We start from the raw sequence: 15,066 nt of genomic DNA, 5'->3' as shown, positions 1-15,066 counted from the left end.
GTGACGTCGCGTCCGGCCCCGATGGTCCGGCCCGGCGGGGTGAGACTCCCTCGCCCGGCCGTGGTGAAACGCGTCCGGCCGTGGTGCGACTCGCCCGCCGGGCCGGGCCGGAGAACGAAATAGCGGCGGGTGATGCGACCAACCCCCTTGGTCGCATCACCCGCCGCCTGTGGGGAGGAAGCTGGGTTTCCGCTGGTAGCGGAGTTTTCGGCGCGGGTACCTGGATGTGCCTACTACTAGGACGTCTCGGCGAGCGTCACGGTTGCCGTCTTTTCGGTTCCGTTTCGGGTGTACGTCACCTGGACCCGGTCGCCGACCTTACCGGCCTGGATGACGCCGACGAGATCGTTCGAGTCCTTCACGATCTTGTCGTCGACCTTGGTGATCACGTCACCCTGCTGGAGGCCGGCCTTCTCCGCCGGGCTGCCCGGGATCACGGCGCTGACCAGGGCCCCGCCGTTCTCGCCGGTGCCGACGCTGACCCCGAGCGAGGCGTGGCTGACCTTCTTGCCGGCCCGCAGCGCGTCGGCGACGATCTTGGCCTTGTTGCTGGGGATGGCGAACCCGACGCCGATGTTGCCGGTGCTCTGGCCGGAGGTGGCGATGGCGGTGTTGATGCCGATCACCTCGCCCCGGGTGTTGACCAGCGCGCCGCCCGAGTTACCGGGGTTGATCGGCGCGTCGGTCTGCAACAGGCCGGAGATCGAGCTGACCGCCTGCTGTTGCTGCTTCGGCTGGAACGGGTTCTGCTGCTGGTCGTTCTCGTTGCCGGTCTGGATGGTCCGGTCCCGGGCGCTGATGATCCCGGAGGTCACCGAGCCCTGCAGGCCCAGCGGGCTGCCCAGGGCCAGCACGGTGTCGCCCACCTGCATGGCGTCGCTGTCGCCGAGCTTCGCCGCGTTCAGACCGGAAACCCCGTCGGCCTGGACGACCGCCAGGTCGGTCTTCGGGTCGGTACCGACGATCCGGGCGGTGGCCGACTTGCCGTCCGCGAAGACCACCTTGACGGTGCCTCCGGACGCGGTCGCCACCACGTGGTTGTTGGTCAGGACGTAGCCGTCGGCGCTGAGGATGACGCCCGATCCCTCACCACTGCCGGTGGTGATCGAGACGACGCTGTTCTGCACCGAACTGGCGATCTTGGGCAGGTCGGCGCCGTTGATGATCGGCGCGGCCGAGTAGGTCCGGCTGATCGTCGGCGACGAGTTGCCGTCCAGGGCCAGCGCGATGATCCCGCCGGCGACGCCCGAGCCGGCCATCAGGGCCAGTCCGGCGACGGCGGCCACCACGATCTTCGCGGCCCGACCCGGGCGGGCGGCCGGACCGGGCTGCTGGGCCCAGACCGGAACGCCGGGGTGCGGCTGGTACGGGTGCCCGCCCGGTCCCTGCGGTCCGGGCTGACCCGGCTGCCCGAACTGGCCCGGCTGGCCGACGTGGCCCGGCTGTCCCGGGTAGCTCGACTGTCCCGGGTAGCCCGGCTGGCCGGCTAAGGCCGGGCGGGCCTCCGGGTGACCCGGCTGCTGCCAGGGACTGGCCGGATACGGCGTACCCGGCTGGGCCGGTCCGCCGGTCACCGGCGCGGCGGCGTCCGGCGCGGCCGGGTGGGCCGCGCCGATCGGGGCACCATCGGCGGACGGGCCGCCGCTCCCGGGCGCTGCGGCGACCGGCTCGGGGGCGATCGGCTCGGGGTGGGCGTCGCCCGGGACGGATGTGCTGGCTGAGCCGGACTGCCCGCGGTCAACGGAGGGCAGCTCGGCGGTGGGGTGCGACGGCTCGGCGTCGGCGGGGGCCGGCGACCGCTGCGGGTCGGTCTCGTACTCGCTCATGCCATCTACCTTTCTCCATCCCACTTGGTTCGTCCTGAGATGCGGCTGGACATTAACTGTGAGTGTCCACCGGTTCCTCGGCCTCGGTCTCCGGGACGAGCGGAAGCCGTACCCGGAAGGTGGCCCCCCCACCCGGCGTCTCGGTCACCTGGACCGTGCCGTGGTGCGCCGCCACCAGCGCGGCGACGATGGCCAGGCCCAGGCCGGTGCCGTTGGCGACGCCGGCCCGCCGGCTGCGGGCCGCGTCCGCCCGGTAGAACCGCTCGAAGACCCGTTCGGCCTGTTCCGGCGAGAGTCCCGGGCCGGTGTCGGCCACCTCGACCACGGCCAGGTGACCGGGCTCACTGCGCAGCCGTACGGTCACCGCGGCGTCCGGCGGGGTGTGGCTGATCGCGTTGGTCACCAGGTTGCCCAGCACCTGCCGCAGCCGGGCGTCGTCGCCGAACACCACCAGGCCACCGGCACCGGGCTCGACCTCCAGGGCGATCCGCCGGTCCGGTGCCACCGCCTCGGCGGCCTGCACCGCCTCCGCGGCGAGCACCCGCAGCTCGACCGGGGCCAGCAGCAGCGGGCGCTCCCGGTCCAGCCGGGCCAGCAGCAGCAGATCCTCGACCAGCAGCCCCATCCGGGCGGCCTCGTCCTCGATCCGCCGGACCAGCCTGGCCACGTCCTCGGGCGAGCTGGCGGCGCCCTGCCGGTACAGCTCGGCGAAGCCGCGGATCGTGGTCAGCGGCGTCCGCAGCTCGTGCGAGGCGTCCGCGATGAACTGCCGCATCCGCTCCTCGGACCGCCGGGCCCTGGCCTCGGACGCCTGCGCGGCCACCGCGGCGTCCCGGGACGCACTCTCCGCCGACCGGGCCGCCGTCTCCGACGCGGCGCGCGCGGTGAACGCCGCCTCGATCTGGGCGAGCATCGCGTTGAGCGCCCGGGACAACCGGCCCAGCTCCGACCGCGGCTCCAACTCCCCCGGCTCCGGGTCCGGCACCCGCCGGGTCAGATCACCGCCGGCGATCGCCGCGGCGGTCCGCTCGATGTCCGACAACGGCCGCAGGCTGGTCCGCACCACGGCCGCGCCGAGCGACGCCAGCAGGATCAACACGGCCCCACCGACCAGTACGTCGATCCAGATCAACCGCCGCACCGCCAGGTCGATGTCGGTGAGGTGCTGGCCGACGGCGAGCATCTGCCCGTTCGGCAGTGGGGTGTAGAGCATCCGCCACCGCACCCGGCCGTCCTTGGCCGAGACGGTGAACGGCTCGCCCTGCAGATTGGCGAACCCGGCCGCGTCCGACGGCAGGGCCGGCAGGTCATCGGGATGGAACCGGTTCGTCTGGTAGGCCGGCGCGTCGGCCAGGCCGGTCCTGCGGTCGGTGACCGCCATGACGTAGTCGGTGGGCGGCGTGTACTCGGTACTCGTCCTCGCCGGCGACTCCAGCCGCTCCACCGCGTCGCGCACCTGGCTCGCGGTGTCGCGCAGCTCGCCGTCGACCTGGCCGATCAGGTAGCTGTGCAGGAAGTAGGCCGTCATCACACTGATCACCACGAGCGCCGAGGCCACCAGGGCCAGCACGGCGGCGACCAGCTTGACCCGCAGCGGCGTACCGCGGATCTTGCCCTTCAGCCGCAGGTGGTCGACCAGCCCGCGGGGCCGCAGGCGGTCGGTGATCATGCCGCCGGCTTGCGCAGGACGTAGCCGACGCCGCGCAGGGTGTGGATCAGGCGCGGTTGGGTGTTGTCGACCTTCCGCCGCAGGTACGAGATGTACGACTCGACGATGTTGTCGTCGCCGCGGAAGTCGTAGTTCCACACGTGGTCGAGGATCTGCGCCTTGGACAGCACCCGGTTGGCGTTCAGCATCAGGTAGCGCAGCAGCTTGAACTCGGTCGGCGACAACTGGACCCGGCGCCCGGCCCGGTGCACCTCGTGGGTCTCCTCGTCCAGTTCCAGGTCGGCGAAGGTGAGCCGGGCCGGCGCCTGCTCCCCGGTGGCCGTACGCCGCAGCACGGCCCGGATCCGGGCGGTCAACTCCTCCAGGCTGAACGGCTTGGTGACGTAGTCGTCGCCGCCCAGGGTGAGGCCACGGATCTTGTCGTCGGTGGCGTCCCGCGCGGTCAGGAACACGACGGGCGTACGCGTGCCGCTCTCGCGCATCAGCCGAATCACCTCGAAGCCGTCCAGGTCCGGCAGCATGACGTCGAGCACGACGAGGTCGGGCCGACGATCCTTGGCCGCCCGCACCGCCGCGCTGCCGCTGGTGGCGGTCGCCACGTCGAAGCCGGCGAACCGGAGGCTGGCGGAGAGCAGTTCAAGGATGTTCGGGTCGTCCTCGACGACGAGCAGACGTGCTTCGGACTGGGTCGCGGCCATGCCGACCATCATGCGTCCGACCCCTGCGTCATGGCTGGTGACTGCCTGAAAGTTTTCTGAGAGCCGCCAAACCGGGCGGCGTCGGACGACGGCGGGTCAGCGCAACAGCCGGCGCAGCGCGTCCAGGGCGCCGTCCAGCACCCGGATGGCGGCCCGCAACTGCCGCTCGGACGCGTGGCTGTGGCTCGCCCTGGCCCGGACCTCGGTGACGAACGCGGCCAGCCGGTCCTCGAACTCGGTGCTCAGGTCGACCGGGGCGGCCGGGCCGGGCGACGCCGCCTCGGTCGACATCCCCCACCCGTTGCGGCGGGTCTCCCGCGCCGCCTCGCGCAGCTCCCGCCGCAGGTCGCGGACCGAGTCGCGGACCCCGGACCGGATCTGGCCGGCCAGGCTGGCCAGGTCCGCCACCGAGGCGCTGATGTCGATCTCCAACTCGGCCAGTTCGGCCGCCCGCCGGTGCAGTTCGTCCCGCCCGGCCGCGGTGATCTCGTAGACCTTGCGTCCGCCCACCCGGGTGTGCGCGACCAGTCCCTCGGTTTCCATCCGTTGCAGCCGTGGATAGACGGTGCCGGCGCTCGGCGCGTAGGTGCCGTGGAAGCGGTGTTCCAGCAGCCGGATCAGCTCGTAGCCGTGCTTCGGGCCGTCGTCGAGGAGCTTGAGCAGATAGAGCCGCAGCCGGCCGTGGCTGAACACCGCCGTCACGGATCGACCTCCTCACCGCCGGGCCCGTCCCGCCCGGTCTTTGGGGCCGGACCGAAGCCGTCCCGGTCGACCGGACGGGCCAACAGGGCGATGCTGCCAGACGCGGAGTCGACCCACAGCTTGCCCTGCCCGGCGCCGAGCACGCCGTGGCCGGTCGCGGACCAGAGCCGGGTCCCGGGCCGCACCTGGGGGAAGGCGCTGGTGATCCGCCCGCTGCCGGTGTGCAGGTGCACGGTCAGGTCGCTGTCCTCCGGGACCCGTACGGTGACGCTGCCGGACGTCGTGCCGAGTCGGACCTCGCTGTGCCAGGCGCTGTCCAGGTCGCAGGTGATGGCGCCGGAGACCGTGCTGGCCCGCACCCGGCCGGCGGTGCCGTCGGCCAGCACCAGCTCACCGGAGACCGTCTCCATCGACAGGTCGCCGGCCACCCCGAGCGCCTCGACCGGCCCGCTGACCAGCTTCGCGTTCGTGGTGCCGTCGAGCCCGAGCAGGGTCACCTGCCCGGAGGTGACGTCGACGGTGGTCTCGGCCCGCAGGCCGGACACGATCACCGGGCCGTCGATCAGCCGCAGGTCGGCCACGACCCCGGCCGGTACGGCGATCGAGACGTCCGCCCGGAGCGTCCGGCTCCGCAGCCACCAGAGCGGGCCGGGCCGCCTCGGGATCCCGTCCTGCCGGACGACGAGCCGGCCGTCCCGGTGTTCCACGGCGACCGGCGACCGGCCGATCCGGGTCACCTCGACCCGGGCGGGCCCGTCGGTGGCCATCACGTTGAGTCGCCCCACCACCAGGTGCACGTCGAGCCGGTCCACCGACTCGGACAGGGTGAGCCGCCGCGGCTCGCCGACCGTCCAACTGGCCATGCCGTCCTCCCCGGGCCACCCGCGATGTATCACGTTGACTATAACGCGATACATCGCGTCTGCACCACGACCTTCGTCGCGGCGGGTGGTACGGCCGGCGGAGGTGTCGAATTCGGCGCCCACATCGAAGGCGATGTGGTTACCAGTTCTTGATGTGGCACCGAAATCGAGGTGTCCGGGCCACCTGGTGGGGCAGACGTCGGCTCAGGCGGCCAGGTCGAGCGGGTCCCGCGCGGCGGGACGCCCGCCAAGCGGGACCGTGACCGGGACCCGAACCGGGACCCGAACCGGGACCCGAACCGGGACCGGGACCGGGACCCGAACCCGAACCGGGACCGGGACCGGGACCGGCACCTCGGACCGGCCGCGCCGGGAAAGGTTCGCGGGCACGGCGCCGCCGTGGACGGCCCGCTCGGCGAGCCGGGCCAGGGCCCGCCGGTCGGCACCGGCGTCCGGGTGCAGCGCGTCGGCCAGCCGCGCCGAGACGGTCAGTCCCCGGACCGCCAGCACCCGGCGCAGCGACCGCCACAGGTTGTCGTCGCCGAGGAAGGCCGCCGCCGTGGTGTCCCGCGCCCCGACGGCCGACCGGTAACGCAGGGTCAACGGCACGACCGGCACCCCGGCGTCCAGCGCCGCCTGGAACAACGCCGGCCGGAACCGGCCGACCATGTCGCCGTACCCGGGTCCTCCGGGGCCGCCGCACCAGGTCGTACCCTCCGGGAAGACCGCGACCACGCCACCGGCGCGCAGCCGCGCGGTCACCCGGGCCACCGTGCCGGGCAGCGCCCGGGGCCGGGACCGGTCCACGAAGATCGTGCCGGCGGCCGCGGCCAGCGGGCCGACCAGCGGCCAGTCGCGGACCTCGCGCTTGGCCAGCAGCCGGCTCGGCGAGATGGCCAGCACCGCGACGATGTCCAGCCAGGAGACGTGGTTGGCCACCAGCAGCGCCCGTCGGGTGGGCGGGCGCCCCCTGACGGTCAACCGGACGCCGACGGCGCGCAGGACGCCGCGGGCCCAGACCCGACCGGCCCGGTGCCGGCCGGCGGAGGTCAGCACCGGCAGCACCGGCAGCAGCGCGGCGCCGAGCAGCATGACGCCGAGCAGCGCGATCAGCCGGGCCGCCTGGCGCGGCCCGGAGACGGTCGGATCGGCGCCGGTCGCGGGCAGGCAACCCGGTCCGCAGGCGGACCGCGGCTGCCAGAGCGCCCGATCGGGGTACGCCGCCACGCCGGCCGGGCTCACGACTCCTCCCCCAGGAAGTGCCGGCGGTAGCGGGGGTGCATCCGGTCCATTGAGAGCAGGACGTAGAAGTCGGCGACGTCGAAGTCGGGGTCGTACGCCGGTTCGCCGCAGACCCAGGCGCCGAGCCGCAGGTAACCCTTGAGCAGGGCCGGTACGCCGACCCGTGGGGCGTCCGCGCCGGCCGCGAGCCGGGCCGACACCGCCGCCGCGCCGGCCGGCTCGGCGAGCCAGGGTCGGCCGGGGCGGACCCGCAGCGCCGGCGGTGACAGGTGCCGGGTGGCGAACCGGTCCCACACGCCGGCGGCGGTCGTCCCGCCGTCGTCCAGCGGGACTGAGGCGCAGCCGCCGAGCCACCGCAGACCACGCAGGTGCAGGTAGCGGGCGATGCCGGCCCACATCAGGTTGATCACGGCGCCGGACCGGTGCTCGGGGTGCACGCAGGACCGGCCGATCTCCACCAGTTGGTCGGTGAGCGGGCGCAGGGCGGTCAGGTCGAACTCGGCCTCGGCGTACCGGCCGCCGGCCCGGCCGACCCGGTCCGGCGGCAGCATCCGGTAGGTGCCGACCACCTGTCCGGTGCTGTCGTCGCGGACCAGCAGGTGGTCGCAGTGCTCGTCGAAGGGGTCGATGTCCAGGCCCGACCGGAGGGTGTGCAGGGTGGCGCCGAGTTCCTCGGCGAAGACCTGGTGGCGCAGCCGCTGCGCGGCGGCGACCTGTGCGTCGTCGTCGGCGATCAGCAGGGTGTAACCGCTGGTGCCGGTGGGTGCGGGAGCGGTGAGGAGAACTGCCATGGATTCTGTGTAGAGCGGCCCGCTGCCGGTGGGGTGTCGGCCGCCGGTGGACCGGGTGTCGATCGGATGAACGCCGGTGCGCCGGGCCTGCCGGGGCACCTCCCATAGGGTGTGCCCATGATCGTGGAAGCGCGTTTCAACGGACCGCCGAACTCCGGCAACGGCGGGTACGCGGCCGGGATCTTCGCCGCCGCGCCGCCCGCCGGCACCGGGCCGGCCGAGGTCACCCTGCGCCGGCCGCCGCCGCTGGCCACGCCGCTCACCGTCGTCGCCGGTGCCGACACCACCGAGGTACGCGACCCCGACGGCGAACTGGTGGCCGAGGTACGCCGGGTCGAGCCGTTCGACGCGACGGTGCCCACGGTGCCCCGGGCGACGGCGGTCGAGGCGTCGGCCGACTACCCCGGTTTCGTCGACCACCCCTTCCCGACCTGCTACGTCTGCGGCCCGGAGCACCCCGACGGGTTACGGATCTTCCCGGGCCGGCTGCCGGACGGTCGGACCGCCGCGCCGTTCCGCGCCCCGGCCGACGTGACGCGCGAGACGGTCTGGGCGGCCCTGGACTGCCCCGGCGGCTGGGCGGTCCTCGGCGCGGGCCGGCCGTACGTGCTGGGCCGGATCGCGGCGGTGGTCGAGGCCGTGCCGGCGCCCGGCGACGAGTGCGTGGTGACCGGGCGCCTGCTGGGCACCGACGGCCGCAAGGCGCTCGCCCACTCCACCCTGTACGGCGCGGACGGCAGCCGACTCGGCCACGCCCGGGCCACCTGGATCGCGGTCTGACCATCCACGTCACGTCCCGTACGGGCGCCCTCGCCCACCGGCGCCGTCCTGCTCGGGGATGAGCGGGTCCGGCCCGGGGATGAGACCGGGTTCCGCATCCAGCCGGATTGACCGCGGCACCCCGGAACCGTCACGCTGTGCAACGGCGCGACCGTCCGGTGGCGCCGTCCACTGAAGGAGCGAGATGTCCGACGGGCGCAGCCCCACGGCCGGGGACGGCAGGATCGTCGTCGCCGGCCTGACAAAGCAGTACAAGAACCTGAGAGCGGTCGACAATCTGTCGTTCACCGTCGAGCCGGGCCGGGTGACCGGCTTCCTGGGTCCGAACGGCGCGGGTAAGACGACCACGCTGCGGATGCTGCTCAACCTGGTGACCCCGTCCGGCGGGACCGCCACCATCGGTGGCCGGCGCTACGCCGACCTGTCCGACCCGCTGCGGCAGGTCGGCGCGATCCTGGAGGCGTCCAGCGCGCACAAGGGCCGGACCGGCATCAACCACCTGCGGGTGATCTGCGCCGCAGCCGGGCTGCCCAGGCGGCGGGCGGACGAGGCGCTGGAGCTGGTCGGGCTGGCCCCGGCCGCCAAGCGCAAGTTCAAGGGCTACTCGCTCGGCATGAAGCAGCGGCTCGGCATCGCGGCCGCGATGCTCGGCGACCCGCGGGTGCTGATCCTCGACGAGCCGGCCAACGGACTCGACCCCGAGGGCATCCGCTGGATGCGCGGTTTCCTCAAGAACCTGGCCGCCGAGGGGCGGACCGTGCTGGTCTCCAGCCACCTGCTCTCCGAGATGCAGCTGCTCGCCGACGACGTGGTGATCATCGCGGCCGGGAAGCTGGTCCGGCAGGGCACGGTGACCGAGGTGCTCGGGTCGATGCAGCACGGCGCCCAGGTCCGGGTGCGCACCCCGCAGGTCGAGGAGCTGACCACCGCGCTGACCGCGATCAACGCGACGGTGACCCCCGGCGCGGAGGGCGCCCTGTTGGTCGCCGGGGCGGACGCGCCGGCCATCGGCAAGGCCGCGCTGGCCGCCCGGGTCGAACTGCACGAGCTGACCACCGAGCGCCCCGACCTGGAAGGTGTCTTCCTGGAGCTGACGGCCGGAAAGGCGGAGATCCGATGAGGCTGGTCCGAGCCGAGTTGCTCAAGATCCGTACCACCAACACCTGGTGGTTGTTCGGCCTGGGCGCCTTCGTGCTGCTCGCGTTGTCCTTCCTGGTCAACGCGGTCAGCGCGCACTTCATCTTCAAGCAGGCCACCGACGTCCCGCCGAACGCCAGCCCGGAGCAGGCCGAGCAGATCCGGGCCGCGGCCGACACGCTGTACCAGGCGGCCAACCTCTACACCTCGGGCCAGTTCTTCGGGCTGCTCTTCGTGACCCTGATCGGCATCATCGTGGTCACCAACGAGTTCCACCACCAGACCGCGACCACCACCTTCCTGACCACCCCGCACCGGACCGCGGTGATCCTCGGGAAGCTGGTCGCCGCCGCGCTGATGGGCGCGGGCGCCTGGCTGATCACCACGCTGCTCACCATCCCGGCCACGATCATCTTCCTGGGCGCCGAGAACGTGGACAACCACTTCGGCCAGTGGGGAGTGATCCGACCGATCCTGCTCAACCTGCTGGCCTACGTCCTGTGGGGGACCCTCGGGGTCGGCTTCGGGGTGCTGATCCGCAGCCAGATCGGCGCCACCGTCACCGCCGTGGTGCTCTACCTGGTCGGGACGGCGGCGGCCGGGATCATCTTCAGCCTGTTGCAGCAGTGGCTGAAGTGGGACTGGATCTCCAAGGCACAGGTCATCGTGCCATCGATCGCCTCCCAGCTCATGATCAGCGGCACCGAACTGCCCGGTAACCCACCGCAGTGGGTGGGCGCGGTCGTGCTGATCGCGTACGCCGTGGTGACCGGGTTCGTCGGCACGATGATCGTGCGGACCCGGGACATCTCCTGAGCCACGGTCGGTCGGGGGGCGGTCCGACCGCCCTCCGACCGGCCACCGCGGCCGTAGGCTGTGAGACGCGACACGGGACGGATGCGGAAACGCCGCCGGTATCGGCACGGCGTAGCCTGGTACGCGTCTTCTGACCAGCTCCACCCGTGGCGACAGCCCGCGTGAGATGACGAACCGCGTGAAAGAGGCGATTACTGGCCGTGTCGACCCAGCAGACTTCCCAGGAAAACCCACTGGCGGGTTTCGGCCCGAACGAGTGGATCGTCGAGGAGATGTACCAGCGCTACCTCGCCGACCCCAGCAGCGTCGACTCGGCCTGGCACGACTTCTTCGCGGACTACCGTCCGGTCAACGAGCAGAAACCGGCCCCGGCAACGGCCCCGGCCAAGGGCGCCGACGGCGGCGCGCCGAAGGCGGCTCCGAAGACCGGCACCGAGCCGGCGGCCGGTAAGTCCGCCGCCGCGCCGGCCAAGGCCCAGCCGGCCCCGAAGGCCCCCGCCGCGCCGAAGGCTGCACCGAAGGCCGCGGCCGCCGACCGCAAGGCCACCACCCCGGGTACGCCCGCCGCGACCGGCGCGCAGACCGTACCGCTGCGCGGGGTGGCCGCCAAGATCGTGCAGAACATGGACGCGTCGCTGGCCGTACCGACCGCGACCAGCGTCCGGGCGGTGCCGGCCAAGCTGCTGGTCGACAACCGGATCGTGATCAACAACCACCTGGCCCGCGGCCGCGGCGGCAAGGTGAGCTTCACCCACCTCATCGGGTACGCCATGGTCAGGGCGTTGGCCGCGCACCCGGAGATGAACAACTCGTTCGGCGAGGCGGACGGCAAGCCGGTGATCCGCCGGCCCGAGCACGTCAACCTCGGCATCGCGATCGACCTGGTCAAGTCGGACGGCTCGCGCAACCTGGTGGTGCCGTCGATCAAGGCGTGCGAGCAGATGGACTTCCGCCAGTTCTGGCAGGCGTACGAGGACATCGTCCGCCGGGCCCGGCGCAACGAGCTGACCATGGAGGACCACACCGGCGCGACGATCTCGCTGACCAATCCGGGCGGCATCGGCACCGTGCACTCGCAGCCGCGGTTGATGGTCGGCCAGGGCACCATCATCGGCGTCGGCGCGATGGAGTACCCGGCCCCGTACGCCGGGATGTCCGAGGAGACCCTCGCCGACCTCGCGGTCAGCAAGATCATCACGCTGACCAGCACCTACGACCACCGGATCATCCAGGGCGCCCAGTCCGGCGAATATCTGAAGGTCATGCACGAGCTGCTGCTCGGCGAGCACGGCTTCTACGACCAGATCTTCACCTCGCTGCGGATCCCGTACGAGCCGGTCCGCTGGGTCCGCGACGTGGCGGTCACCTCCGAGGGCCAGATCAACAAGACCGCCCGGGTGCACGAGCTGATCCACGCGTACCGGGTGCGCGGGCACCTGATGGCCGACACCGACCCGCTCGAGTTCAAGATCCGTAAGCATCCGGACCTGGACGTGCTGGAGCACGGCCTGACCCTGTGGGACCTGGACCGGACCTTCGCGGTGGCCGGGTTCGCCGGCAAGCCCCGGATGAAGCTGCGGTCGGTGCTCGGCGTGCTGCGTGACTCGTACTGCCGGCGGATCGGCATCGAGTACATGCACATCCAGGATCCGGAGGAACGCCGCTGGATCCAGGAGCGGATAGAGCGCAAGTACGAGAAGCCGGAGACGGGCGCGCAGAAGCACGTGCTGAACCGGCTCAACGCCGCCGAGGCGTTCGAGACCTTCCTGCAGACCAAGTACGTCGGCCAGAAGCGGTTCTCGCTGGAGGGCGGCGAGTCGCTGATCCCGCTGCTCGGCGAGGTGCTGGAGGCGTCCGCCGAGGCCCAGCTCGACGAGGTCGTCATCGGGATGGCGCACCGGGGTCGGCTGAACGTGCTGGCCAACATCGTCGGCAAGCCGTACGAGAAGATCTTCTCGGAGTTCGAGGGGCACCTCGACCCGCGCTCGACCCAGGGCTCGGGCGACGTGAAGTACCACCTCGGTCAGGCCGGCAAGTTCACCACCCCGGACGGCGAGCACGCGATCAAGGTGTCGGTCACCGCCAACCCGTCCCACCTGGAGGCGGTCGACCCGGTGATGGAGGGCATCGTCCGGGCCAAGCAGGACCGGATCGACCTGAAGCTGGAGGGCTACACCGTGCTGCCGGTGGCGGTGCACGGCGACGCGGCGTTCGCCGGTCAGGGCGTGGTGGCCGAGACGCTCAACCTCTCCCAGCTGCGCGGCTACCGCACCGGCGGGACCGTGCACGTGGTGGTCAACAACCAGGTCGGCTTCACCACCGCCCCGGAGTACAGCCGGTCCAGCCTCTACAGCACCGACGTGGCGCGCATGATCCAGGCGCCGATCTTCCACGTCAACGGCGACGACCCGGAGGCGGTGGTCCGGGTCGCCCGGCTGGCCTTCGAGTACCGGCAGGCGTTCAACAAGGACGTCGTCATCGACATGGTCTGCTACCGCCGGCGGGGACACAACGAGGGCGACGACCCGTCGATGTCCAACCCGCGGATGTACCAGATCATCGACGCGAAGCGCTCGGTCCGGAAGCTCTACACCGAGGAACTGATCGGTCGCGGCGACATCACCGTCGAGGACGCCGAGGAGTTGCTGCGGGACTTCCAGGCGCAGCTGGAACGGGTCTTCAAGGCCACCCGGGACGCCAACGGGTCGGCCGGCAAGCGGCCCAGCCGGCCGCGCCACGAGCCGGAGCCGGAGCCCGAGGTCGAGACCGCGGTGGACGCCGCCGTGGTCCGTGCGGTCGGCGACGCGCACGTGTCGCTGCCGGACGGCTTCACCCCGCACAAGCGGCTCCAGCAACTGCTGGACAAGCGGGCCAAGATGTCCGTCGAGGGCAACATCGACTGGGCGTTCGGCGAGATCATCGCCTTCGGTTCGCTGCTGCGCGACGGGGTCACCGTCCGGCTCGCCGGTCAGGACTCCCGCCGCGGCACCTTCGTCCAGCGGCACGCGGTGGTGGTGGACGCGCGTACCGGCGAGGAGCACGTGCCACTGTCGACCCTGGCCGGTGACCACGGCCGGTTCTTCGTGCACGACTCGCTGCTGTCCGAGTACGCGGCGATGGGCTTCGAGTACGGCTACTCGGTGGAGAACCCCGACGCGCTGGTGTGCTGGGAGGCCCAGTTCGGCGACTTCGTCAACGGGGCGCAGTCGGTGCTGGACGAGTTCGTCTCGTCCGGCGAGGTGAAGTGGGGCCAGAAGTCCGCGGTCACCCTGCTGCTGCCGCACGGCCACGAGGGGCAGGGGCCGGACCACACCTCCGGGCGGCCGGAGCGGTTCCTGCAGATGTGTGCCGAGGACAACATGCGGGTGGCCATCCCGACCACCCCGGCCAACTACTTCCACCTGCTGCGGCGGCAGGCGCTCTCACCCAAGCGCAAGCCGCTGGTGGTCTTCACCCCGAAGTCGCTGCTGCGCCACAAGCTCTGCGTCTCCGACGTGGAGGACTTCACCGGCGGCACCTTCCAGCCGGTGCTGCGGGACACGTCGGGCCTCAAGCCCGAGTCGGTGAAGCGGGTCCTGCTCTGCACGGGCAAGATCTACTACGACCTGGTCCAGGCCCGGGCCGAGCGGGGCATCACCGACACCGCCATCGTCCGGGTGGAGCAGCTCTACCCGCTGCCGGTGGACGAGGTCCGCGCGGCGCTGGCCGAGTTCCCCGACGCGGAGGACTTCGCCTGGGTGCAGGAGGAGCCGGCCAACCAGGGCGCCTGGTCGTTCATCGCGCTCAACCTGCTGGAGCACCTGGAGGGCGTACGGCTGCGGCGGATCTCGCGTCCGTCGGCCGCCGCGCCGGCGGTGGGCTCGGCCAAGATGCACGAGGCCGAGCAGTCCGCGTTGATCGAGGCGGCCCTGCCCCGGCCCTGACCGGGTGGTGGATCGAACGGGATCGCGGCTCCGTCCGGTGACCTCGTCACCGGACGGAGCCGTACCGTAGCGAGGAGAACGGCATGTACTTCACCGATCGTGGCATCGAGGAACTCGTCGACCGACGCGGGGACGAGTCGGTCACCCTGGAATGGCTCGGTGCCCGGCTGCGGGACTTCGTCGACCTCAACCCCGACTTCGAGACGCCGGTCGAGCGGTTCGCCACCTGGCTGGCCCGGCTCGACGACGAGGACGAGGACTGACCGCCCACCGGCTGCGGCGTACCGGCGCCGGCTGGTGGGGACGGTCCGGCCCGGTTCGTGCCCGGGCGTACCGGTCAGGACAGGACGAACCAGGCCAGCACGGCGACGACCAGCACCGCCGCCACGGCGACACCGATCAACAGGGGCAGTTTCGAGGGTTGCCGCGGGGCGGTCTCCGGGGTGTGCGCGAAGGCGCGGAACGCCTCGGTGTTGCCGCTCGGGTCGGCGTATTCGTCAGACATGGGCACGACCATAGCCAACGAGGGGTCGGCCGCGCCGCCCGTGGATGCCCGGGATACCTGGTCGGATACCGGGCGTGGTCGGGTGGACCTGCTCGGTAAACCGGCCACGTGGCC

12 protein-coding genes and 1 pseudogene are annotated in these 15,066 nt (G+C 72.1%); 5 read left to right on the top strand and 8 right to left on the bottom strand.

The genetic code is table 11. The features are described 5' to 3' along the window. Positions 1 to 236 precede the first annotated feature (236 nt). The 7 genes and pseudogenes from ACFOX0_RS13730 to ACFOX0_RS13700 all read right to left on the bottom strand — a co-directional run bounded on the left by ACFOX0_RS13730 (position 237) and on the right by ACFOX0_RS13700 (position 7,791). The gene (locus tag ACFOX0_RS13730) at positions 237 to 1,826 is read right to left on the bottom strand and encodes a S1C family serine protease (protein WP_377545395.1); all 1,590 of its coding nucleotides are present in this window, start codon (positions 1,824 to 1,826) and stop codon (positions 237 to 239) included. A gap of 52 nt (positions 1,827 to 1,878) precedes the next feature. Further along, on the bottom strand, positions 1,879 to 3,495 hold the full coding sequence (locus ACFOX0_RS13725; protein WP_377545393.1) for a sensor histidine kinase: 1,617 nt from the start codon (positions 3,493 to 3,495) through the stop codon (positions 1,879 to 1,881). Then, on the bottom strand, positions 3,492 to 4,193 hold the full coding sequence (locus tag ACFOX0_RS13720; protein ID WP_377545391.1) for a response regulator transcription factor: 702 nt from the start codon (positions 4,191 to 4,193) through the stop codon (positions 3,492 to 3,494). Before ACFOX0_RS13720 ends, ACFOX0_RS13725 begins: the two co-directional genes overlap by 4 nt. 96 nt (positions 4,194 to 4,289) lie before the next feature. Then, complete coding sequence (locus tag ACFOX0_RS13715; RefSeq protein WP_377545389.1) at positions 4,290 to 4,895, bottom strand: PadR family transcriptional regulator; 606 nt, start codon at positions 4,893 to 4,895, stop codon at positions 4,290 to 4,292. Continuing rightward, positions 4,892 to 5,758 (bottom strand): DUF4097 family beta strand repeat-containing protein, encoded by an 867-nt coding sequence (locus ACFOX0_RS13710; RefSeq protein ID WP_377545387.1) that lies wholly within the window; start codon positions 5,756 to 5,758, stop codon positions 4,892 to 4,894. Before ACFOX0_RS13710 ends, ACFOX0_RS13715 begins: the two co-directional genes overlap by 4 nt. 312 nt (positions 5,759 to 6,070) lie before the next feature. After that, positions 6,071 to 6,985: pseudogene (locus ACFOX0_RS13705) on the bottom strand (lysophospholipid acyltransferase family protein); the annotation flags it as partial. An 11-nt stretch (positions 6,986 to 6,996) separates the two neighbouring features. Next, a complete protein-coding gene (locus ACFOX0_RS13700; RefSeq protein WP_377545385.1) occupies positions 6,997 to 7,791 on the bottom strand; it encodes a GNAT family N-acetyltransferase in 795 nt (264 codons plus the stop codon). 117 nt (positions 7,792 to 7,908) lie between these two features. On the opposite strand from ACFOX0_RS13700, the gene ACFOX0_RS13695 reads away from it, so the two are divergent. From ACFOX0_RS13695 to ACFOX0_RS13675, 5 genes are all read left to right on the top strand, one after another. Beyond that, positions 7,909 to 8,571, top strand: a complete 663-nt coding sequence (locus tag ACFOX0_RS13695; RefSeq protein ID WP_377545383.1) for a hypothetical protein — start codon at positions 7,909 to 7,911, stop codon at positions 8,569 to 8,571. Positions 8,572 to 8,755: 184 nt separating this feature from the next. Beyond that, on the top strand, positions 8,756 to 9,691 hold the full coding sequence (locus ACFOX0_RS13690) for an ABC transporter ATP-binding protein (protein ID WP_377545381.1): 936 nt from the start codon (positions 8,756 to 8,758) through the stop codon (positions 9,689 to 9,691). Then, positions 9,688 to 10,524, top strand: coding sequence for an ABC transporter permease subunit (locus tag ACFOX0_RS13685; protein WP_377545379.1), 837 nt, complete (start codon positions 9,688 to 9,690; stop codon positions 10,522 to 10,524). Before ACFOX0_RS13690 ends, ACFOX0_RS13685 begins: the two co-directional genes overlap by 4 nt. A 200-nt stretch (positions 10,525 to 10,724) precedes the next feature. Beyond that, positions 10,725 to 14,447: a multifunctional oxoglutarate decarboxylase/oxoglutarate dehydrogenase thiamine pyrophosphate-binding subunit/dihydrolipoyllysine-residue succinyltransferase subunit gene (locus ACFOX0_RS13680; protein ID WP_377545377.1), complete on the top strand. Its 3,723-nt coding sequence runs from the start codon at positions 10,725 to 10,727 to the stop codon at positions 14,445 to 14,447. Positions 14,448 to 14,530: 83 nt separating this feature from the next. Continuing rightward, the gene (locus ACFOX0_RS13675) at positions 14,531 to 14,710 is read left to right on the top strand and encodes a DUF6104 family protein (protein ID WP_377545375.1); all 180 of its coding nucleotides are present in this window, start codon (positions 14,531 to 14,533) and stop codon (positions 14,708 to 14,710) included. A gap of 74 nt (positions 14,711 to 14,784) precedes the next feature. Here ACFOX0_RS13675 and ACFOX0_RS13670 read toward each other — a convergent pair whose 3' ends face one another. Next, positions 14,785 to 14,952: a hypothetical protein gene (locus ACFOX0_RS13670; RefSeq protein WP_377545373.1), complete on the bottom strand. Its 168-nt coding sequence runs from the start codon at positions 14,950 to 14,952 to the stop codon at positions 14,785 to 14,787. Positions 14,953 to 15,066: the final 114 nt, after the last annotated feature.

It is taken from the genome of Micromonospora zhanjiangensis, assembly GCF_042650605.1.
GTDB classification, from domain to species: domain Bacteria; phylum Actinomycetota; class Actinomycetes; order Mycobacteriales; family Micromonosporaceae; genus Micromonospora_J; species Micromonospora_J zhanjiangensis.
Note: the sequence above shows the minus strand (reverse complement) of the source record. Positions and strands in the feature narration are given on the sequence as shown.